We start from the raw sequence: 20,730 nt of genomic DNA, 5'->3' as shown, positions 1-20,730 counted from the left end.
GCATGTCAATCAGCGATCAAGCGAGTGAGAAATTATAAAATTTCCAGTAACTCAACTTCAAAAACTAAGGTGCTGAATGGTGGAATTGATGCTCCTGCACCGCGCTCACCATAAGCTAGCTCATGAGGAATATATAATTCCCATTTAGAGCCAACTGGCATCAGAGTTAATGCTTCGATCCAACCTGGGATCACACCGCTTACAGGGAACTCAGCGGGTTGTCCACGCTGTACTGAGCTATCAAATACAGTACCGTCGATTAGGCGGCCAGTATAATGAACGCGAACACGATCAGAACGAGTTGGGATCGCGCCTTCACCTTGGTTAATTACAGAGAATTGCAAACCAGATTCAGTGGTAGAAACACCGTCTTTCTTTTGGTTTTCATCTAAGAACTTTTGACCTTCAGCAGCCATCACTTTTTGGTTTTCTTGGCGTACAACGTCTGCACGCTCATGCATTTCACGCAGTGCTTTATGCAGCGCTTCAACAGGTACAGATGGCATATTGCCTTCTAAAGAATCAGTCAGACCTGCTAAGATCGCTTCTGGTACTAAACCTTCCAGTCCTGATTCTAATAACTGCTGCCCAATTTGTAGACCAATGCCATAGCTCGCTTGAGCTTCTACTGAATCAAAGTTTTGGTTTGCCATGAGGATACCCATATCATTTTTGAGAAAAAATAAGGATAGCAGCCCCTTTTAGATGGGTAAACCTAAACCATAGAACATTGAGATAAAACCGCTTAAATTGTTCAGTGTTCTCCGAAAATCGCTATCTGCTTATTAATATTGTGATAAATAATGCTAGTATGCGTACAAAGACTGTACATTTAATCGTTCCTCATCAAGGAGGAGTAATGTTTAGACTATCCGCATTTCATCGCTATGGGATTGCTATTTTAGCGCTCATCATTATTGCCGCAGCCTTTTGGCCTGAAGGCGATAAACCTCCTGCGAATAATAATGGGCAAAGCCAGCCAATTGTTATTCCACCGCCTATGGAACCTCAAGTCATTCCAGAGCCGATCATCACGCCTCCGGAGCAACCCATCCCAGCTATCCCTGAAGGTCAGCCACCAACACAGCCCGTGGTGCCAGATATTATTCAACAACCCGCAGAGCCAACTCAGCCGGTTGTTCAACCTTCAGTGACGCCACCACCAACTGCACAGCCAACGGAACCTAAACCTGCTCGCCCATCAGCCAATGAATGGCAAAATTATCAGATACAAAAAGGTAAAACGCTGGCACAGCTATTTCGTGATAATAATTTGCAAGCCAATGATGCTTTTATCATGGCGCGAGTTGAAGGTACTGAAAAACCACTCAGTAATTTGCAGCAAGGACAAAAACTTCGATTAAAAGCCAATGGAAAAGGTGAAGTACAACTCTTAGAAATCACCACACAAAACGGTAAAACCTACAGTTTTGCGCGATTAAGTGACGGAACCTACTATCGAACCCCATAGTTTTATCTATTTAAGGTGGTTTATGAGCGGTCATCTACCACCTTAACGTTAATCTCCAGACAAAAGTTTGTCCGAATCGCTATTTAATACCTCGCAATAAACAATAAAACTCTATAATTATTCTGTTATTCACTATAAAGAGAAATCATAGAGCTTATGGAAAACAACAAAAAAACCTGCAAAAACAAAATAGTAAAACTGATTTTAATCGGTCTATTACTTATCATACTCGGCGCAATTGGCTATATATCTTGGATAAAATACCATTCAGATACACTTTGGAATATTGTTAGCCAGCAGTGTGTTCCACTAAAAGGAACTGAACAACAAAATCCATCCTGCACCAAAGTCGACTTAGAAAATCGCTATGTACTTTTTAAAGATAAACAAGGTCCAGTGCATAATTTAGTGATCCCCACAGATAAAGTTTCTGGCATTGAATCACCACTGTTACTCACTGAAACTAGCCCAGACTATTTCGCACTGGCATGGAATGAAAGAGAAAGTGTCAGCCCAACGGGTCAATCCCCAATAAGTGATGATAAATTAGCACTCGCAATCAATTCTCAATATGGTCGTTCTCAAGATCAGCTGCATATCCATATTTCGTGTTTGAAGCCACAGGTAATTCAACAGCTCAATCAGCATACGAATGCTATTACCTCAGAGTGGTCGGCTTTCCCTACTCCGTTGGAAGGGCACGAATATTGGGTTAAAAAATTGGGGACATCAAATCTCCAACAAGAAAATCCATTTAAGCAATTGAATTTGTATGTCAAAGAACATGACGATGAAATGGGAAATTATGGACTCGCAGTTGCCAAGTTACAGGATGGCTCCATGGTTCTACTCGCCAATCGGATCAATATCTGGCAATTCAATTTAGGCAGTGCGGGGGAATTATTGGATTATCAATGTCAGGCTAATCATTAAGTTCGGACATTGTTAGATATAAAAAAACACCGAACATGTCGGTGTTTTTTTATTGTGCCACCGAATTAACAGTGGCAACTACCATCATTATTGATTACTCAGCAACGATGATAACGTTCAGCTCTGCGAAAACATCACTGTGTAACTGGAAGTGAACTTCGTGATCACCAGTAGTACGCAGAACGCCATTTGGCAGGCGAACTTCGCTTTTCGCAACTTTAACGCCAGCTGCAGTAATTGCATCAGCGATGTCACGAGTACCGATTGAACCGAACAGTTTACCTTCGTCACCAGCTTTAGAAGCCAGAGTAACAGAACCCAGAGCAGTAACAGCTGCTGCACGAGCCTGTGCTGCTGCCAGAACGTCAGCTAATTTAGCTTCCAATTCAGCGCGGCGAGCTTCAAAGAATTCGATGTTTTTCTTAGTTGCAGGAACAGCTTTACCCTGTGGAACTAAGAAGTTACGAGCGTAGCCCGATTTAACGTTAACCTGATCACCCAGGCTACCTAGGTTAGCTACTTTATCAAGCAGAATAACTTGCATTACCTTATCCTCTATTAGTCGTTAATGGACTGTACCAATTACTGATGACGATCAGTGTATGGTAACAGAGACAGGTAGCGAGCGCGCTTGATAGCACGAGCGAGCTGGCGTTGATATTTTGCACGAGTACCGGTGATACGGCTTGGTACAATTTTACCACTTTCAGTGATATAGTTTTTCAGCGTTGCGATATCTTTATAGTCGATCTCTTGAACGCCTTCCGCTGTGAAACGGCAGAACTTGCGACGACGGAAATAACGTGCCATATGGCTAGTCTCCAGAATCTATCAAATCAATCTGCTCGGCATGTAAGACTAATTTACTGACTCCATTGCGCCCTTGATGGGTACTGATGAAGCCTGTAACAGTAATCAGACTGCCGACCGTTATACTGTGAGTATGGGTTTCTAAGGCTTGTCCACTAGCAATTACGGGCATTCTGCACCATGCTTGCCTTGACAATCCTGCTTCCTGTTGCTGGGAACGATGTTCCAAAACAAACTGGCAATGAGGAATGCCGGACGGACTCACTTTTCGAGTCAATGCTTTACAGACTGTGCCTGTCAGCACCAAACGATTAGCGGTCACCTGAGTAATTACTCTTCAGAATCCCCAGCTTCTTCTACTTCTTCATCCTGATAATCATCAGAAAGGTCACGGCCGCGACGTTCGTCTTTAGCTTTAACCATTGGAGAAGCTTCTGTTACTGCGTGTTTTAAGCGCATAACCATGCTGCGGATAACGGCATCGTTGAAGCGGAAGTTAGTTTCCAGCTCATCAATCGCTTCCTGTGGAGCTTCTACGTTCAACAGAACATAGTGAGCTTTGTGCAGTTTGTTGATTGGGTAAGCCAGTTGACGACGGCCCCAGTCTTCCAGACGGTGGATCTGACCTTGTGCATTAGTGATAACTGCACTGTAACGCTCGATCATGCCCGGAACCTGTTCGCTTTGGTCAGGATGGACCATAAAAACGATTTCGTAATGACGCATTAGTAGTTGCTCCTTACGGATTATTAGCCTCCTGTCTGGGTTAACCGCGGCCCGCGGAGGCAAGGAACTTATTGAGTGCGGCTAAAAAATTGACGCGTAACTATACCCATCCCAGAGAAAAAACTCAAGGGATGGGGACAAATTAAGCAAAAATTATTTTGGGGCTTATTTTGCGGTACGCTGGCGCACGGCTTCGAACAGGCAAACACCCGTCGCAACAGAGACATTCAAGGAGGAGACTGAGCCAGCCATTGGAATGCTGATCAGTTCATCGCAGTGTTCGCGAGTCAAACGGCGCATACCTTCCCCTTCAGCGCCCATCACTAATGCAATAGGTCCGGAAAGTTTGCTTTGATACAGAGTATGATCTGCTTCGCCTGCGGTTCCCACGATCCACACATTATATTCTTGCAGCAAGCGTAATGTTCTTGCCAAGTTAGTCACGCGAATTAAAGGAATATTTTCCGCTGCCCCGCAAGCAACTTTCTTCACTGTTGCATTTAACTGTGCAGATTTATCTTTCGGTACAATCACCGCATGCACGCCAGCAGCATCTGCGCTACGTAAACATGCCCCTAAGTTGTGAGGGTCGGTGACGCCATCCAAAACGAGTAAGAACGGAGATTCGGTACTTTCCAATAAATCAGGTAAGTCACCTTCTTGGTATTGCTTGCCCGGTAAGACGTTCGCAATAATACCTTGGTGTACTGCACCTTCAGTCTGTGCATCCATCCACTGGCGATTCGCCACTTGTACCACAATACCCTGCGCTTCAATTTCATGAACGATTGGCATTAGGCGACGATCTTCACGACCTTTTAAAATGTAAACTTCTTTAATTCGTTGAGGTGAATTCTCAAGCAGGGCTTTCACTGCGTGAATGCCGTAAATAATTTCGCTCATAAATATCTTTTATGTTGGAGTGTAGAGGTGGTGATAACTCACCACCTTATTTCATTAAAACGTGGTTATCCCTCTTGATTTTGGGATTTTTTGGCAACACGTTTTGCCTTTAATTTGGCACTGATTTTTCGAGTCTTGTCTGAAGGCTTTTTACTTTTGCTCTTCCCTTTTGCATCAGGCTTAGCATCAGATTGGGCCTCTTTTTTGCCTTTTTTCTCTGAACGACGGAATGCAGAATCAGGCTCAAAGTTTTTCTCTTTGCGCACATCCCCTTTTCGACGGGCTGGACGTGTTGCATTTTTAACTTCTGACTTCATCTTGTCGCGAGAAGTTTTACCCGGATTTTTCGCTTTACGTGTTGTCGAAATTAACGCGAAATCAATGGTGCGTTCATCCATATGTACAGCTTCCACACGGATTTCCACTTCGTCACCAAGGCGATAAGTGGTGCTAGATGACTCACCAATCAAACGCTGGCCTACAGCATCATAGCGATAATAGTCATTATCAAGGGTGGAGATATGCACTAAACCATCAATAAATAGATCATTCAGACGGACAAAGAAACCAAATCCAGTGACGCTGGTAATCAAGCCTGTGAACACTTGCCCCACTTGGTCTTGCATAAAGTCGCATTTTAACCAATCTGCTACGTCACGGGTAGCTTCATCTGCACGGCGCTCTGTCAATGAACAATGTTCACCTAACTGAAGCATGCTCTCTATGTCGGAATGCCAACCACCCGTTTCCGTCCAGCGTTTATCCCCATGACCATGTTCTTTGGCTAACAAGTACTTAATACCGCGGTGCAAGGATAAGTCTGGGTAACGACGAATTGGCGACGTAAAGTGTGCATAGGATTTCAGTCCTAAACCAAAGTGACCTCGGTTTTCAGGATCGTAAATTGCCTGCTTCATTGAACGTAAAATCATGGTTTGGAGTAACTCATGATCTGGGCGTTCAGCAACTTCGTTCATTACTTGCGCATAATCTTTCGGCTCTGGTTTCATACCACCCGGCAGAGTTAAACCTAACTCGCTGAATACCGAGCGCAAATTCATCACGCTCTCTTCTTTAGGGCGATCATGCACACGATATAACGCAGGCTCTTCATTTTTTTCCACAAATCGAGCCGCCGCAATATTAGCTAAAATCATGCACTCTTCAATCAATTTATGTGCATCATTACGCTCAACGGGCTCAATACGTTCAATTCGACGCTCCGCATTAAAAATAAACTTCGCTTCTTCCGATTCAAAGGAAATCGCGCCGCGTTCAATACGGGCTGAATCTAATGCTTTGTATAATTGGTGCAAGTGCTCGATGTGCGGAACAAGCTCTTTATAATGTTCACGTAGCTCTTCATCACCTTGGATGATTTTCCACACTTTGGTGTAAGTCAGACGTGCATGGGAGCTCATCACCGCTTCGTAGAATTTATACGATGAAAGCTTACCTGTTGCAGATACCGTCATTTCACAAACCATACACAGACGGTCAACACCTGGGTTCAATGAACACAATCCGTTAGACAGCACTTCCGGTAGCATCGGTACCACTTGGGATGGGAAGTATACGGAGTTACCACGGCTACGCGCTTCAGTATCCAACGCAGTTTGTGGACGAACATAGTAGCTGACGTCCGCAATCGCAACCCATAAACGCCAACCGCCACCTTTTTTAGGTGAGCAGTATACTGCATCATCAAAGTCACGAGCATCTTCGCCATCGATAGTCACTAAAGGTAAGTCACGTAAATCTACTCGTCCTTTTTTCGCTGACTCTGGAACTTGTTCGCTTAAATCTGCAACTTGCTTTGTCACTTGTGGCGGCCAAGAGTGAGGAATTTCATGGGTGCGTAGCGCGATTTCAACCGCCATGCCCGTGCCCATAGTTTCGCCCAACACTTCAATAACGTTACCGACTGCTTGAGATCGACGCTGTGGTCTAGTCACTAATTCAACCACCACCACGTTACCCATACGGGCACCACACGTTTGGTCTTTTGGTATCAAAATATCAAAGCTCAGGCGACTATCGTCAGGGACAACAAATCCCATACCGGCTTCGATAAAATAGCGACCAACAATTTGGTTATTACGAGGCTCTAATACACGAACAACACGCACTTCAGTGCGGCCTTTGCGGTCTTGTCCGTATGGCTGAGCGAGAATAATATCGCCGTGTAAAGCACGCTTCATCTCATCTTGAGATAAGTAATAATCTTCTTTTTTACCTTCAACGCGTAAGAAACCATAACCATCACGGTGGCCGATTACTTTACCCTTGAGGAGATCAAGGCGCTCTGGTAATGCATAACATTTGCGGCGAGTGAATACTAATTGACCATCACGTTCCATCGCACGTAAGCGACGGCGCAATGCTTCTAATTCATCTTCAGTAGAGAGATTTAATAACTGAGCAATTTCTTCACGATTAGCAGGAGCGCTGCGTTTAGATAAGAGATCTAAAATAAATTCTCTACTAGGGATTGGCGACTCGTATTTTTCTGCTTCTCTTTCCTGAAAAGGATCGTTTGACATTGTTACCTCCATTGTCGTCAGAGTGATAAATTACTGAGACATTAATCGAGCAGTAATTGATACAGCGGGCTATTATCTTTTACCATGTCCGCCAGCGTATATTGATCAAGTTCTTGTAAAAACTGCTGTATTGCTTTATTCAGCGCACCTTTCAGGCGGCAAGCGGGTGTAATATGACAAAATTCACCACTACAATTAACAAGGGTCAAGGGTTCTAACGCTCTCACGACATCCCCTATCCGAATTGATTCTGCTGGTTGACCTAGCGATATGCCGCCATTCTTGCCGCGAACGGCTTTAATATAGCCAAGGTGACTAAGCTGATTAATTATCTTAACCATGTGATTACGAGAAACACCATACACGTCAGTAACTTCTGTGATACTCGTCATTTTCCCTTTTTCAAGGGCTGCGAGATAAATTAGGGCGCGTAACCCATAATCAGTAAAACTTGTCAGCTGCACAGTCACCTCAAATATTTTTGGCGTTACAGTATGTTGTTAAATGCCTATTAACCATCTTAGTTATCTTTCTTGTTTTGAGTATCTAACAACAAAGCTATTATTTTGAATAACTTTCACAGTATATAACCTTAGTTGCAGTCTAGCCTATCCCTACCTATAAAGATGTATCCTATGGCACGGAATGTTCAGTGTACTAAAGATATTATGTGGAAGTTTTGACTTTTTATCAAAAACGAATTCAATGGAAGGAAAAAAGGGGTGATAAAAAAACAGCGCCCTAATGAGCGCTGTCAATGCGATTACTCAACGTCAAACGGATCACGCAGGATCATAGTCTCTGAACGGTCTGGACCGGTTGAAATAATATCAACTGGAATACCCGTCAGCTCTTCGATACGTTGGATATAATCTAAAGCCGCTTGCGGTAACAGTGCTCTTTCTTTAACGCCGAAAGTGGTTTCACTCCAACCAGGCATGCTTTCGTAAACAGGCTCTAAACCAACCCACTCATCAGCAGCTAATGGCGTAGTTTCTAATACTTTGCCATCTGGGCGACGGTAACCTACACAGATTTTAACTTCTTCTAAACCATCTAAAACATCCAGTTTAGTTAAGCAAAAACCTGACAGGGAGTTAATTTGTACCGCACGATTAATCGCAACAATATCTAACCAGCCAGTACGACGTTTACGACCGGTGGTTGCGCCAAACTCTTGACCTTTCTCACGCAGGAATTCGCCGATTTCGTCAAACAGTTCAGTTGGGAATGGACCCGCGCCAACACGTGTAGAATACGCTTTGATGATGCCCAGAACGTAGTTTACATAGCGAGGACCTAAGCCAGAACCTGTTGCCACGCCACCCGCAGTGGTATTTGAAGACGTCACATACGGATAGGTACCGTGGTCGATATCTAATAATGTGCCTTGTGCGCCTTCAAACATGACTAATTCATTCTTCTGATGCGCTTTATAGAGCAAATCAGAAACATCAATTACCATGCTAGTCAGAAGGTCTGCAACTGACATCACGTAATCTAAGGTTTTTTGGTAATCAACCGCAGGTTCTTTGTAATAGTTAACCAGTTGGAAGTTATGGTATTCGATGATTTCTTTTAATTTTTCAGCAAAAGTCGCTTTATCGAATAAGTCACCAACACGCAGACCGCGACGAGCAACTTTATCTTCATAAGCAGGACCAATACCACGACCGGTTGTTCCGATAGCTTTCGCACCACGCGCTTTCTCACGCGCATTATCTAATGCGATGTGATAAGGCAGGATCAGTGGGCATGCTTCAGAAATACGTAAGCGTTCACGAACAGGAACACCACGGTCTTCCAATTCTTGCATCTCTTTCATTAAAGCATCAGGCGCAAGAACTACACCATTAGCGATAATGCTGATGACATTTTCACGAAGAATACCGGATGGAATTAAGTGGAGAACGGTTTTTTCACCGTTTACAACAAGAGTATGGCCAGCATTATGGCCGCCCTGATAACGAACTACATATTTAGCTCGTTCTGTCAGCAAGTCAACGATCTTGCCCTTCCCTTCGTCACCCCATTGGGTGCCCAGTACGACAACGTTCTTACCCATTTCGAAATACACTCGGTTGCTTAAAAATGAATTCTACCATCAAAAATGAACTGTTCCAGTGATATTTTGGCATTGCAAAAATTTTTTTCTAGAAAGCAAGTAAAATGGTAGTTTTATTTCTGTCGTAAACTCAAAATGAATTTCATCAACCTGAGCAGCTGCAATTTTCCCTGAAAAATCCGACACTTGAAACGACAGGCGAAAAAAAGCCCACCGAAGCGGGCTTTTCTTTATTAGATTAACAGTAATTTAAGCTCGTTGCACGTAACTTAAGTTGGCTGTTGATTAATCTGGTGCACGCAACTTAGTTGGTGCCTTCATAAAGCGGAAGAAGTCAGTGTCTGGGCTAAGTACCATTACGTCGTCACCACTTTTGAAGCTCTGCTCATAAGCACGTAAGCTACGGATAAAGGCATAGAACTCAGGATCTTGGTTAAATGCATCAGCAAACAATTTAGTTGCCATTGCATCGCCTTCACCTCGCAGAGTCAGCGCAGTACGCTCAGATTCTGCTAAAGTTTCCGTTACTGTTTTATCTGCAACCGCACGAATTTTCGTTGCTTCTTCTTGACCTTGAGAACGATGCTGACGAGCAACTGCTTCACGCTCTGCACGCATACGCGCATAAATTGCCTCAGAAACTTCGTTTGGTAATTCAATACGTTTAATACGTACGTCGACCACTTCGATACCTAATGCCGCCATACTGTTCGCATTGACAACCAGTGGCTTCAAGTTTGTTTCTTGCTCAACCCGAGCCGCAGCATCTGCAATTGCAGCATCTGCATCTTTTGTTGCTTCGTCGGTTGCCGTACCTTTGTTCAGTGCATCACGAACATCTACCGTTAAACGACCACGAGAATCGGTAATGATGTCTTTCACGCTTAAACGACCAAACTCAGAACGTAAACGGTCACTAAACTTACGCTTTAATAGTGTTTCTGCTTGGAATGGGTTACCGCCGCCTGTCGCTACATAGTAGCGGCTGAAGTCCGTAACACGCCATTTCAGGTATGAATCCACCATTAAGTCTTTGTTTTCGCTAGTCAGGTAACGGTCAGCTTGAATTTCTAATGTCTGAATACGTGCATCTAGCATTTTTACTGTTTCAATAAATGGAACTTTAAAATGTAGACCCGGCTCATAAATGATCGGTTTATTTTCAGAATCACGCAAAACCTTACCAAAACGTAAAACAATACCGCGATCAGTTTGAGGAACAATAAAGATAGATGCGTAGGCAACTGCCAAAACAGCAATAACAATAAAGATTAAAGACTTACGCATGATTATTGTCTCCCTACTCTAACTGCATCACCGCGCACAGCATTATCTGGCTGAGCGGGTGCTGTACCCGTAGAAGATGTACTTTCCGTTGGGTTCGTCATTCTTGCTGACTGATTTGTTTTTGGAGCAGTGGCTGTGTTGCCATTCGTTCCACGCATGATTTGATCAAGTGGCAGCACTAACATGCTGTTGCTCTTATCATTCGCAATAACTTTACGTGTATTTGCTAACACGCGCTCCATCGTTTCAATGTACAGACGCTCACGAGTAATCTCTGGTGCAGCACGGTATTCAGGTAACATTTTCGCAAAACTTGCGACCTCACCCTCTGCTTTGAAGACCACACTCGCTTTATAAGCCTCAGCTTCTTCGATCATCTTCTGAGCATTACCTTTCGCCAATGGCAGAACTTCATTTCGATAAGCATGCGCTTGACGAATAGTTTTCTGTTCTTCTTCCCTTGCCGAAATTACGTCATCAAATGCCGCTTTTACATCTTCAGGCGGACGAGCCGCTTGGAAGTTGACATCGAGTAATGTGATACCCATTTTGTATGGTGCAATCGTCGCTTCTAGCTCTTTCTGTGTAACATCACGGATAAAGGCTCGATTCGTAGTCAATACTTGCTCCATGGCTGATTGACCAATAACACCACGCACTGCGCTATCCAGAGCTTGACGTAAACTATTATCCGGATTCGTCACGCTAAATAGATATTGAGCAGGGTCTGTAACACGATATTGTACGTTCATTTCAACGCGGATCACGTTTTCATCTGACGTTAACATCATGCCATTAGTTGCTTGTTCGCGAACTGTTTCAACGTTGACTGGAACCACGTTATCAATAAAAGTTGGCTTCCAGTTCAAACCAGGTCCGACAATACCATTGTACTCACCAAAACGTAACACTACGCCACGGTCACTTTCTTTAATGGTATAGAAGCCAGATCCGGCCCATACAACAACGATTGCAGCAACGGCTAACATTCCTAGGCGACCGCTAAATTGAGATGGTTGTTTAGTATCGCCTTCACCACCGCCCTTTTTACCGCCACCGCCGAGCTTGCTGCCTATTTTACGAAAGAGATCGTCGAGATCATAAGACCCAGGTTTCCGACTGCCTTTATTCCCGCCAGAGTTGCCGCCTTTATTGCCGCTTCCCCACGGATCGCGGTCTTGTCCGTCATTACCGGGCTGATTCCACGCCATGTTTTAGCTCCATTCTTTATGATTGATTTTTAGGGCTAAGAGCAAAATTCGCTTTCTTCAGTCAACCACTTGGGATCGTGAATTAAGTCGAGCATATTGGCTCTTAATATCAATTCCATTGCCTAACTATGTTGCGATTACGCCAGTATAAAAACTGAAGTAACATCGTCTTTAAACAACATAATCAGGTAATTGTTGCTCTTGCTTACATAAACGTCGCCAATCCACCATTGGCATACGCACCTCAAGACCGATGGTACCGTCCTCTTCTTGCCACTCACGTTCTATGGATTGAAGTTGATAAAAACGGCTCCGCAAACGGCCTTCATTGGGTGGTAAACGCAATTCAAAATGTGCGATTTCACCTGAAAGGCGTTCCGTCAATGCTTGAAGCAACAAAGGGATACCTTCACCTGTTTGCGCTGAAACCCAGACACGAGCAGGCTTGTTATCCTCATCTCTGTCGATACGCGGGACAAAATCTTCCAGCATATCAACTTTGTTCATCACTAAAAGTGTCGGTATTTCATTCGCTTCAATCTCTTCCAACACACTTTCAACCGCCTGAATATTTTCATCCAAACGATTATCTGCTGCATCAATCACATGGAGCAATAAAGTTGCTTCACGAGTTTCTTGCAGGGTTGCTTTAAATGCTGCAACCAAGTCGTGGGGGAGATGGCGAATAAAACCTACCGTATCTGCCAGAACTACAGTGCCGACATCATTAACATCAATACGACGTAATGTCGGGTCCAGTGTGGCAAACAGTTGATCCGCAGCATAAACATCTGCCGACGTCATCCTGTTAAATAAACTGGATTTACCGGCGTTGGTATAGCCAACCAAAGAAACTGTCGGAATATCCGCTTTATTTCTTGATTGACGTCCCTGCTCACGCTGTTTTTCGACTCGTCCAAGGCGGGATAATATCTGTTTGATTTTATCTCGTAGTAATCGACGGTCTGTTTCAAGCTGAGTTTCACCGGGACCGCGTAAACCAATCCCGCCTTTTTGTCGCTCAAGGTGCGTCCATCCCCTCACTAAGCGAGTTGATAGATGCCGTAGTTGAGCTAATTCAACTTGAAGTTTACCTTCATGCGTACGCGCACGTTGAGCAAAAATATCTAAAATCACCCCTGTACGGTCAATAACCCTACATTGGCAAAGCCTTTCAAGATTACGTTCTTGAGCAGGGCTAAGAGTATGATTAAATAGCACCACATCTGCACCACTCGCCTCGACTGCTTCAGCGATTTCTTCAGCTTTTCCTTCCCCAACAAAAAACTTTGGGTGAGGTGCCTTGCGGCTGCCAGTTACTATTTGTACGGGTTTAACCCCAGCAGAAGTCACTAGGGACTCAAATTCTGCTAAATTATCAACGTCTTTTTCTTGGTCAAAAAAAACATGAACAAGTACAGCCAGTTCACCGCCTTCATACCTATCAAACAAGGTGTAACCTCTTAGGCTCAATAATAATTGCAAAGGAAAAACACAGGTATAGTCTCCCTACCCATGCTTTCCTTGTTTTTAGCGTACAGTCTTATTCAGCTGATTCGCCATCTTGCCCAGCAGCACCACCTGAATGGTAGTTGCTATTGCCTGCGCCAGCAGTACCTGTACCGCTATGATGAGAAACAGGGCGTGCCGGAACAACAGTAGAGATAGCGTGTTTATAAACCATCTGGCTAACTGTGTTTTTCAGCAAAATAACAAATTGGTCAAAAGATTCGATTTGACCCTGTAATTTAATACCATTAACGAGATAAATAGAGACCGGAACCCTTTCACGACGTAATGCGTTCAGGAACGGATCTTGCAAAGATTGCCCCTTAGCCATTCTATGTTTTCCTTATTTTGTTGTTTTTAAATGAGAATCTGTCGATTCCAAAAATTACTACTCAAAAATTACGCTTAACGTTTTAATTGTACACAAACAATAGCCCTATGCACTAACAACCTGTATAACTGTGTCAAGCGCCAGCTGAGGTTGTTCACTATCTAACCGGTGAACATTATCCCAGCCTCTCAACCAAGTGACCTGCCGTTTCGCCAATTGACGTGTCGCACAGATCCCTCGATAAACCATTTCATCATAATCTATTTCACCATCGAGATATGACCACATTTGTCGATACCCTACACAACGGATAGACGGCAAGTCGACATGGAGATCTCCTCGTTGGTATAGCGCTCTAACTTCATTCTCAAATCCTGCCTCTAGCATTAAATGAAAACGTCGCTCGATACGCTCATGTAAAATTTTACGATCTTGTGGCTCAATAGCAAACTGAAACACATTATAAGGCAATTCTGTGCCCGCTGTTTGAGTCATTTCAGTCAAAGTTTGTCCCGAAATGAGATATACCTCTAAAGCTCGGGATAATCTTTGTGGATCATTAGGATGAATTCGCGCTGCTGCAACAGGGTCTACTTCAGCTAAACGACGATGGATTTCACCCCAACCTTGTTCATGAGCGATTTGCTCAATTGTCTCGCGAATTTCTGGTGACGCGGAAGGCAAAGGAGACAACCCTTCCAACAAGGCTTTAAAATAAAGCATAGTCCCGCCAACCAACAATGGAATTTTACCTTGAGATGTAATTTCATCCATTGCATTTAATGCGTCACGACGAAAATCAGCCGCTGAATAAGGTTGTGACGGATCGAGAATATCAATCAAACGATGGGGGGCTTGGCTGAGTTCTTCTTCATTTGGCTTTGCGGTACCAATATCCATTCCTCGATAAATCAGCGCTGAATCAACGCTGATTATTTCTACTGGTAAGTGCTTGCGCAGTTCAATCGCTAAAGCAGTTTTACCCGAGGCCGTTGGGCCCATAAGGAATATTGCATCCGGTTTTTTTTGAGTTACTAAATCACTCATTTGTTAGTGTAGCTACCACGGATTGTAAATTAATTAATTGTAATAATGTTGGCGGTGGATTTTTCACCCACTGCGGACAGATCCGCTCAACATCTGCGAGTAACTGAACAGCCTGTGCCAAACTCCAACTTTCCTCAATTTTTGTCTGTGAAATCGCTTTTGCTAACCATTGCGCGATATTTTCATTAGTAACACTTTCTTTTGTCGACAAAAACGCAATTAAATCGGAAAAAAGTTGAGATAAATTTTGTGTTCTTAATGGTAACGATACCGTATGAATAGTCACTTTTCCATGAAATATAGTGGCTTCGATACCAAATAATGTTAATTGTGCCTTATATCGTTGTAAAACCTCTACCTCGTCATTTTTTAATGACAATTTTAACGGGATTAACAACGGCTGAGGCTTTAAAGATTCTTCTGCTGGAGAGAGCTGAGCTAACTTCAACAAATAATTCGCTTCATTTAAGGATAACAGGATTATGCCCAATGAAGACTCAATTAATGCAAAGTTTTTTGCGTAAATTGTCAATACTTTGCCAAATTGGTAGCCATCCGCATTTTCTGCCACAGATTGGCTCGATATTGAATGAGTTCCTAATGGTTTTCTTTCTGGAAATAATGTTTTTTTGTCCTCAGGAGCAACAGGGATAGACATCAAGCTTTGATAGAGTTCCCCAGCTTTACGGTCATAATCCGGTGCAGAGTATTTGTTTGTATTATTTTCTACCGGAACATAGGGGCTTTTAGAGGCTGAAGAGGCTGTTTTCGGTTCGCTATATGAGGCCTGAGATTCTCGGGCATACACTGGTTGATGATCATGGCGTTCATGATTTTTTACCACGCTTCCCACAGATACCGGAGAGGCAAAATAGTTTTCCCCAGCGGAAGCTCGATTTTCAATTTCTGAAGATATTGGTTCAATTCCTGGTAACTGATCAACAGCGGTAGTATTAAGCAGTACCGTACGAACAGCTTGATAAATAAAATCATGTACTAAACGAGCTTGATGAAAGCGTACTTCATGCTTCGCTGGATGAACATTAACATCCACTTGCTTTGGGTCGATCGTCAAATATAGGACATAGGCAGGCTGCTGGTTTTCATCAAGATGCCCTTCATAAGCTTGGCGAATAGCATGGTTAATCAGCTTGTCGCGCATCATTCGTCCATTCACATAACAATATTGAATATCACTCGCAACATGATGAGAAGATGACGGCGAAACAACCCAGCCTTTGATTGCTAAATCACTATGTTCCCACAATAACGCTAATGCCCCTTGCATAAATCCAGTACCACAGATTGCCCCGAGGCGACGCTCTTGCTGAATATCATCATGGGCAGCACGATACTGCTTCACCAATTTACCATTATGAGTCAGGTTTATCGCAACATCGGGACGAGAAAGCGCAATACGGCGAACAATCTCATCAATATGACCAAATTCTGTTTTTTCCGTACGCATAAATTTACGGCGTGCGGGAGTATTGTAAAATAAATCCAGCACTTCGACTGTCGTGCCATTGGGATGTGCGGCTGGTTTGACGGTCACTTGCATATCCCGCCCTTCCGCATAAGATTGCCATGCTTCCGTTTGCTCTGCGGGTTTCGACGTCAATGTTAAGCGTGCGACGGAGCTAATGCTCGCTAATGCTTCGCCACGAAATCCCATACTCATGATGGCTTCAAGGTCATCTAATGTGGCAATTTTGCTCGTCGCATGGCGCGCTAATGCAAGAACTAATTCATCTTTATTGATCCCGCAGCCGTTATCACGAACACGGATCAATTTCTCTCCCCCTCGCTCGATATCAATATCGATGCGTGTAGCCCCTGAATCTAGGCTATTTTCTACGAGCTCTTTCACAACAGATGCTGGTCTTTCGACCACTTCACCCGCTGCTATTTGGTTAGCTAGCTGTGGAGAGAGAATTTGAATCGACATTATCTACTCGCTTATTTTGGGGCGGCTTGTAACGGGTTCGCTAAGAAATACTGACGCAACCCTTGATGAATACCATCCGCGACTTTCTCTTGGTAATCATTTGATTTTAATAGCTGCTCTTCTGCTGTGTTACTGATAAACCCAGTTTCAACCAAGATTGATGGAATATCCGGAGAACGTAACACACCGAGACTGGCATGTTCTGGGGTTTTCTTATGAATATTACCTACTTTACGAAGTTCACGAATCACATGAACAGCCACGTCATAACCAACACGCTGTGAATGACCAAATTGCAAATCCAATACTGCTTGGCTTAAATAAGGGTCGGCGCCACTAAGCGCATCACCAGCACCACCTAGTAATTCTGACTGTTTCTCACGCTGTTCTAACCAGCTACCTAATTCACTGTTCGCTCGACGATTTGATAACACCCAAACAGAGGCACCTCGCGCACTGCTGTTTGGTGCGGAGTCAGCATGAATGGAAACCAGCATATTGGCACCTTTTTTACGTGCGACATCCGAGCGGCCACTGACTGAAATAAAGTAGTCACCCTCCCTCGTCATAACGGGTTTAAACATCGGGTCTGCATCGAGTTTTTGATACAGTTTACGCGCTACACTCAGGGTGACGTCTTTTTCTTTATAACCATTTTTACCAATCGCGCCGGGATCTTTACCACCGTGCCCTGCATCAATCGCAATCACGACCTGCTTAGTTCCTTTCGGTAAGCTTTTTGTTACTGCAGGCTTTGTTGCAGGTACTGTGGCTGGCGTCACCGCCGGAGAATTCATTTTTAGCGGTTTCTCTTGCACAGTTGATGGATTACGTGTTGATGTTGTCACCGCAGGCTGAGCCATATCAGTGCTATTGAAAGAGTTCGATGAGCTGCTATTACCCGTTGATACTGTCAATACCAATTGATATTGCCCAGAAACTTGCTTAACTATCGCTTTGGTTTTTGCTGCTTGGGACAGCTCTAATACGATACGTTGATGACGGTTATCGGGAGCTTGACTTGAGCGCACCTGTTTAACTAAATCACCTTTCGGAAGCTTAATTGGTAAACCGATGATTTTACCACTTTGTTGGATATCAACCACTAAACGTTCAGGTGAATGCAACGGAAAGGTCGAATAATCAGGCTTTCCATCAACAAAAGTTAATGTCACTTGCGCCTGTGAAGGGCTATTATTGACTTGAATATTAGAAAGTGATGCAGCCTGAGCCAAGGATGTCATTAAGCCTAGCGCAAACACTATCAATAATAAAAAGAAAGAAAAAAGACCCTTAATTGTTATTCTGTTTATCGATGCATTCATCATGAGCTATATATTCCTTAGAATACCGGTAATGCTTCTAGTAACGACTCTCCAGTTGCCGAAAAAGCCACTAAACGTGCCTGGCGCCCTTCATCTTTATACGTTAAATGGAGTTCAAGATCCGCTTCAGGTAAAAATCCCTTGCCTTGCTGTGGCCATTCAACCAAACAGATTGAGTTGCCCGAAAAATAGTCGCGAATTCCCATAAATTCAAGTTCCTCAGGATCAGCTAAACGATAGAGATCAAAATGAAAAACCTGTCTATCCGCTAATTCGTAGGGTTCAACTAATGTATAAGTCGGGCTTTTTACGTGACCTTTATGACCAAGCGCTTGAAGAAATCCACGACTAAATGTCGTCTTTCCTGCGCCAAGATCGCCATATAAGTTAATCACAACGCCTTGATGGCAAGCGATGGCAATAGCGCGCCCCAGCGCAACTGTTTGCTCTTCATTAGCGAGTTGTATTGTGCATTCTTTCATAGTTGGTGCAGCCAATTATAATGATAAAATCGAATCAGAATTGATATTACCGCTTATATTAACCTAAGCAGATCCATTTTTCTTATTTAACATTGTGTGAACATCGAGATCAGAAACTTCTGGCCTTGACCGCAAAGCTCAACAGGGGGTTATTTTGATAAATGAAACGATCATGTTAGAGTGCCTGCGAATCCACTTTTACCTTGATAGAACCCATGTCTACACGCCTTAATCTTAATCTTCTTGCCCAAAATATAAAACAATGGGGCCTCGATGCTGGCTTTCAACAAGTTGGCATCTGCGATACCGATTTATCCCTCGAAGAACCAAAGCTTCAAGCTTGGTTAGATAAGCAATATCATGGTGATATGGAATGGATGAATCGCCATGGCATGATGCGGGCCAGACCCCATGAGCTACATCCCGGCACATTACGAGTCATCAGTGTGCGCATGAATTACCTTCCCGCAAAAGCCGCATTTGCCAGCACACTCAATAACCCTGAACTTGGCTATATCAGCCGTTATGCGCTGGGGCGAGATTACCATAAGCTCTTAAAAAAACGCTTAAAGATTCTTGGCGATCGTATTTTAGATTATTGCAGACAGTTTGAATGTTCTGATGATCTTAATTTCCGTCCTTTTGTGGATTCCGCACCGATCCTTGAACGGCCTCTTGCGGTTAAAGCAGGTTTGGGATGGACAGGAAAACATTCTTTAGTTATCAATCAACAAGCTGGATCTTGGTTTTTTCTTGGGGAGCTGTTGATCAATCTCCCTCTTCCCGTGGATCAACCTATAGAGGAACAATGTGGGCGTTGCGTAGCATGTATCACAACCTGCCCAACAGGTGCAATTGTAGAACCTTATACCATTGATGCGAGACGTTGTATTTCTTATCTGACTATTGAGTTGGATAGCGCAATCCCCGAAGAATTTCGTCCATTAATGGGAAATCGTATTTATGGTTGCGATGACTGCCAACTTATTTGCCCATGGAACCGATTTTCCCAGCTAACCGACGAAGATGATTTTAGCCCAAGAGCCGCATTGCATACGCCAGAACTTTTGGATTTATTCGCTTGGAGTGAGGATAAATTTCTCCGTGCCACTGAGGGGTCAGCGATCCGTCGAATTGGCTATATTAAATGGCTAAGAAATATCAGCGTTGCTCTTGGCAATGCCCCCTACCAAGACCAGATTGTCCTCGCTTTACAAAATCGCCTTGGAATCAATCCGATGCTTGATGAGCATTTTCAGTGGTCGATTCGCCAGCAACTACAACGGCGAGAAGAGAATCAAGTGACTATTCAAACTTCACAACAAAAGCGACTTGTACGCGCTATTACCAAAGGTTTACCGCGGGACGCTTAAAAAAGATGCGGTTATATATCTTGATCTGTTAATTGTCAAATCGATGTGAATAAAATAAAAAAGTTCTTAGCCGACAATAGGTAAAGGATTTGCAAGTTATGCTTAGCACATTTTGAATAAATAAAATTAATCAATAAATTCAATTAGTTAATTTATTTCATTATAAAATTCATTTTATGATAATCTAAAATTAACCTACAAGTAACCTGTGGATAACTCTGTGTGGTAAATTATTTCAAAATAGACTAAACTCAACCTAAACACATTCAGGCTGTGGATAACTTTCTCTTATAGAGAAATAATAAAATACGCTGATTTTTGGTTAACTAATCAGAGTTAAGTTGTGAAAAAATCAGGTTAAGAAGATTGTTTGACTGAACTAAGAAAAAATGACTTTTTTGTCGCCCATTCAAACGAGTGCCATTCTGGCAGAAGTTCTTACTGAAATGCCCTATTGCTAAGGGGTGGCTATTCTATGGCGACCGATTAGCGAATGCAAGTAAAAAACTTGATTTGATCTCAAAAAGATCCTGAATAATAAAAGGATCCCGTAGGGGAGCAAGATAAAAACATGACTACTTAATAATTGAGCATCACGAGGGCAAATAAGGAATATTACTTAGCGATAGTAAAAGATGATTTGCAATTACAGAGGAGATTAATTTAGAAAATTACCTGAAGAAAAATTGGAGCGGGAAACGAGACTCGAACTCGCGACCCCGACCTTGGCAAGGTCGTGCTCTACCAACTGAGCTATTCCCGCATT

The 20,730-nt window shown here is 43.3% G+C and carries 20 protein-coding genes and 1 tRNA gene; 3 read left to right on the top strand and 18 right to left on the bottom strand.

Annotated elements, in window-relative coordinates; all coding sequences use genetic code 11:
- Positions 1 to 32: 32 nt before the first annotated feature.
- Positions 33 to 653 (bottom strand): peptidylprolyl isomerase, encoded by a 621-nt coding sequence (locus tag PR761_RS10520; protein ID WP_039854993.1) that lies wholly within the window; start codon positions 651 to 653, stop codon positions 33 to 35.
- A 206-nt stretch (positions 654 to 859) separates the two neighbouring features.
- Here PR761_RS10520 and PR761_RS10515 point away from each other — a divergent pair, with 206 nt between their 5' ends.
- Together PR761_RS10515 and PR761_RS10510 are read left to right on the top strand one after the other, a co-directional pair.
- Entirely contained in the window at positions 860 to 1,471 is a 612-nt protein-coding gene (locus tag PR761_RS10515) for a LysM-like peptidoglycan-binding domain-containing protein (protein WP_154610762.1), read from the top strand.
- A gap of 156 nt (positions 1,472 to 1,627) precedes the next feature.
- Complete coding sequence (locus tag PR761_RS10510; protein ID WP_154610760.1) at positions 1,628 to 2,404, top strand: CDP-diacylglycerol diphosphatase; 777 nt, start codon at positions 1,628 to 1,630, stop codon at positions 2,402 to 2,404.
- A gap of 94 nt (positions 2,405 to 2,498) precedes the next feature.
- Here the strand turns inward: PR761_RS10510 and rplI are convergent, their stop codons facing one another.
- From rplI to tsaE, 16 genes are all read right to left on the bottom strand, one after another.
- Complete coding sequence (gene rplI / locus PR761_RS10505) at positions 2,499 to 2,948, bottom strand: 50S ribosomal protein L9 (protein ID WP_006814550.1); 450 nt, start codon at positions 2,946 to 2,948, stop codon at positions 2,499 to 2,501.
- A gap of 38 nt (positions 2,949 to 2,986) precedes the next feature.
- Positions 2,987 to 3,214 carry a 30S ribosomal protein S18 gene (rpsR, locus tag PR761_RS10500; protein WP_000135199.1) on the bottom strand — a complete coding sequence of 76 codons (228 nt, stop codon included), beginning with the start codon at positions 3,212 to 3,214 and terminating at the stop codon, positions 2,987 to 2,989.
- Between the two features lie 4 nt (positions 3,215 to 3,218).
- Entirely contained in the window at positions 3,219 to 3,536 is a 318-nt protein-coding gene (priB, locus tag PR761_RS10495) for a primosomal replication protein N (RefSeq protein ID WP_039854876.1), read from the bottom strand.
- Positions 3,537 to 3,544: 8 nt separating this feature from the next.
- Positions 3,545 to 3,940, bottom strand: coding sequence for a 30S ribosomal protein S6 (rpsF, locus tag PR761_RS10490; protein ID WP_006814552.1), 396 nt, complete (start codon positions 3,938 to 3,940; stop codon positions 3,545 to 3,547).
- Positions 3,941 to 4,105: 165 nt separating this feature from the next.
- Positions 4,106 to 4,843: a 23S rRNA (guanosine(2251)-2'-O)-methyltransferase RlmB gene (gene rlmB, locus PR761_RS10485; protein ID WP_112837457.1), complete on the bottom strand. Its 738-nt coding sequence runs from the start codon at positions 4,841 to 4,843 to the stop codon at positions 4,106 to 4,108.
- A gap of 65 nt (positions 4,844 to 4,908) precedes the next feature.
- Positions 4,909 to 7,386, bottom strand: a complete 2,478-nt coding sequence (gene rnr, locus PR761_RS10480) for a ribonuclease R (RefSeq protein ID WP_039854878.1) — start codon at positions 7,384 to 7,386, stop codon at positions 4,909 to 4,911.
- A gap of 41 nt (positions 7,387 to 7,427) precedes the next feature.
- Positions 7,428 to 7,850 (bottom strand): nitric oxide-sensing transcriptional repressor NsrR, encoded by a 423-nt coding sequence (nsrR, locus tag PR761_RS10475; protein ID WP_039854879.1) that lies wholly within the window; start codon positions 7,848 to 7,850, stop codon positions 7,428 to 7,430.
- A gap of 299 nt (positions 7,851 to 8,149) precedes the next feature.
- Positions 8,150 to 9,451, bottom strand: a complete 1,302-nt coding sequence (locus PR761_RS10470; RefSeq protein ID WP_112837584.1) for an adenylosuccinate synthase — start codon at positions 9,449 to 9,451, stop codon at positions 8,150 to 8,152.
- A gap of 285 nt (positions 9,452 to 9,736) precedes the next feature.
- Entirely contained in the window at positions 9,737 to 10,738 is a 1,002-nt protein-coding gene (gene hflC / locus PR761_RS10465; protein WP_006814558.1) for a protease modulator HflC, read from the bottom strand.
- A gap of 2 nt (positions 10,739 to 10,740) precedes the next feature.
- Positions 10,741 to 11,949 carry an FtsH protease activity modulator HflK gene (hflK, locus tag PR761_RS10460; RefSeq protein WP_006814559.1) on the bottom strand — a complete coding sequence of 403 codons (1,209 nt, stop codon included), beginning with the start codon at positions 11,947 to 11,949 and terminating at the stop codon, positions 10,741 to 10,743.
- Positions 11,950 to 12,120: 171 nt separating this feature from the next.
- Positions 12,121 to 13,401 carry a ribosome rescue GTPase HflX gene (hflX, locus tag PR761_RS10455; protein WP_006814561.1) on the bottom strand — a complete coding sequence of 427 codons (1,281 nt, stop codon included), beginning with the start codon at positions 13,399 to 13,401 and terminating at the stop codon, positions 12,121 to 12,123.
- A gap of 91 nt (positions 13,402 to 13,492) precedes the next feature.
- Positions 13,493 to 13,789 carry an RNA chaperone Hfq gene (gene hfq / locus PR761_RS10450; protein ID WP_006814562.1) on the bottom strand — a complete coding sequence of 99 codons (297 nt, stop codon included), beginning with the start codon at positions 13,787 to 13,789 and terminating at the stop codon, positions 13,493 to 13,495.
- Positions 13,790 to 13,894: 105 nt separating this feature from the next.
- Positions 13,895 to 14,836 (bottom strand): tRNA (adenosine(37)-N6)-dimethylallyltransferase MiaA, encoded by a 942-nt coding sequence (gene miaA, locus PR761_RS10445; protein ID WP_006814563.1) that lies wholly within the window; start codon positions 14,834 to 14,836, stop codon positions 13,895 to 13,897.
- A complete protein-coding gene (gene mutL / locus PR761_RS10440; protein WP_006814564.1) occupies positions 14,829 to 16,784 on the bottom strand; it encodes a DNA mismatch repair endonuclease MutL in 1,956 nt (651 codons plus the stop codon). Before mutL ends, miaA begins: the two co-directional genes overlap by 8 nt.
- Positions 16,785 to 16,795: 11 nt before the next feature.
- Complete coding sequence (gene amiB, locus PR761_RS10435; protein ID WP_154610759.1) at positions 16,796 to 18,112, bottom strand: N-acetylmuramoyl-L-alanine amidase AmiB; 1,317 nt, start codon at positions 18,110 to 18,112, stop codon at positions 16,796 to 16,798.
- Between the two features lie 14 nt (positions 18,113 to 18,126).
- A complete protein-coding gene (tsaE, locus tag PR761_RS10430) occupies positions 18,127 to 18,591 on the bottom strand; it encodes a tRNA (adenosine(37)-N6)-threonylcarbamoyltransferase complex ATPase subunit type 1 TsaE (RefSeq protein WP_154610758.1) in 465 nt (154 codons plus the stop codon).
- Between the two features lie 215 nt (positions 18,592 to 18,806).
- Between tsaE and queG the strand changes: the two genes are divergently transcribed.
- Positions 18,807 to 19,964, top strand: coding sequence for a tRNA epoxyqueuosine(34) reductase QueG (queG, locus tag PR761_RS10425; RefSeq protein ID WP_112837459.1), 1,158 nt, complete (start codon positions 18,807 to 18,809; stop codon positions 19,962 to 19,964).
- A 687-nt stretch (positions 19,965 to 20,651) separates the two neighbouring features.
- On the opposite strand, the gene PR761_RS10420 is transcribed toward queG, so the two are convergent.
- Positions 20,652 to 20,727, bottom strand: a tRNA-Gly gene (locus PR761_RS10420).
- Between the last annotated feature and the right edge of the window lie 3 nt (positions 20,728 to 20,730).

The sequence above is a fragment of the Providencia sp. PROV210 genome, from assembly GCF_028479445.1.
GTDB lineage: Bacteria > Pseudomonadota > Gammaproteobacteria > Enterobacterales > Enterobacteriaceae > Providencia > Providencia rustigianii.
The sequence above is the reverse complement of the archived record's forward strand: the minus strand, read 5'-3'. Positions and strand labels throughout refer to the sequence as shown.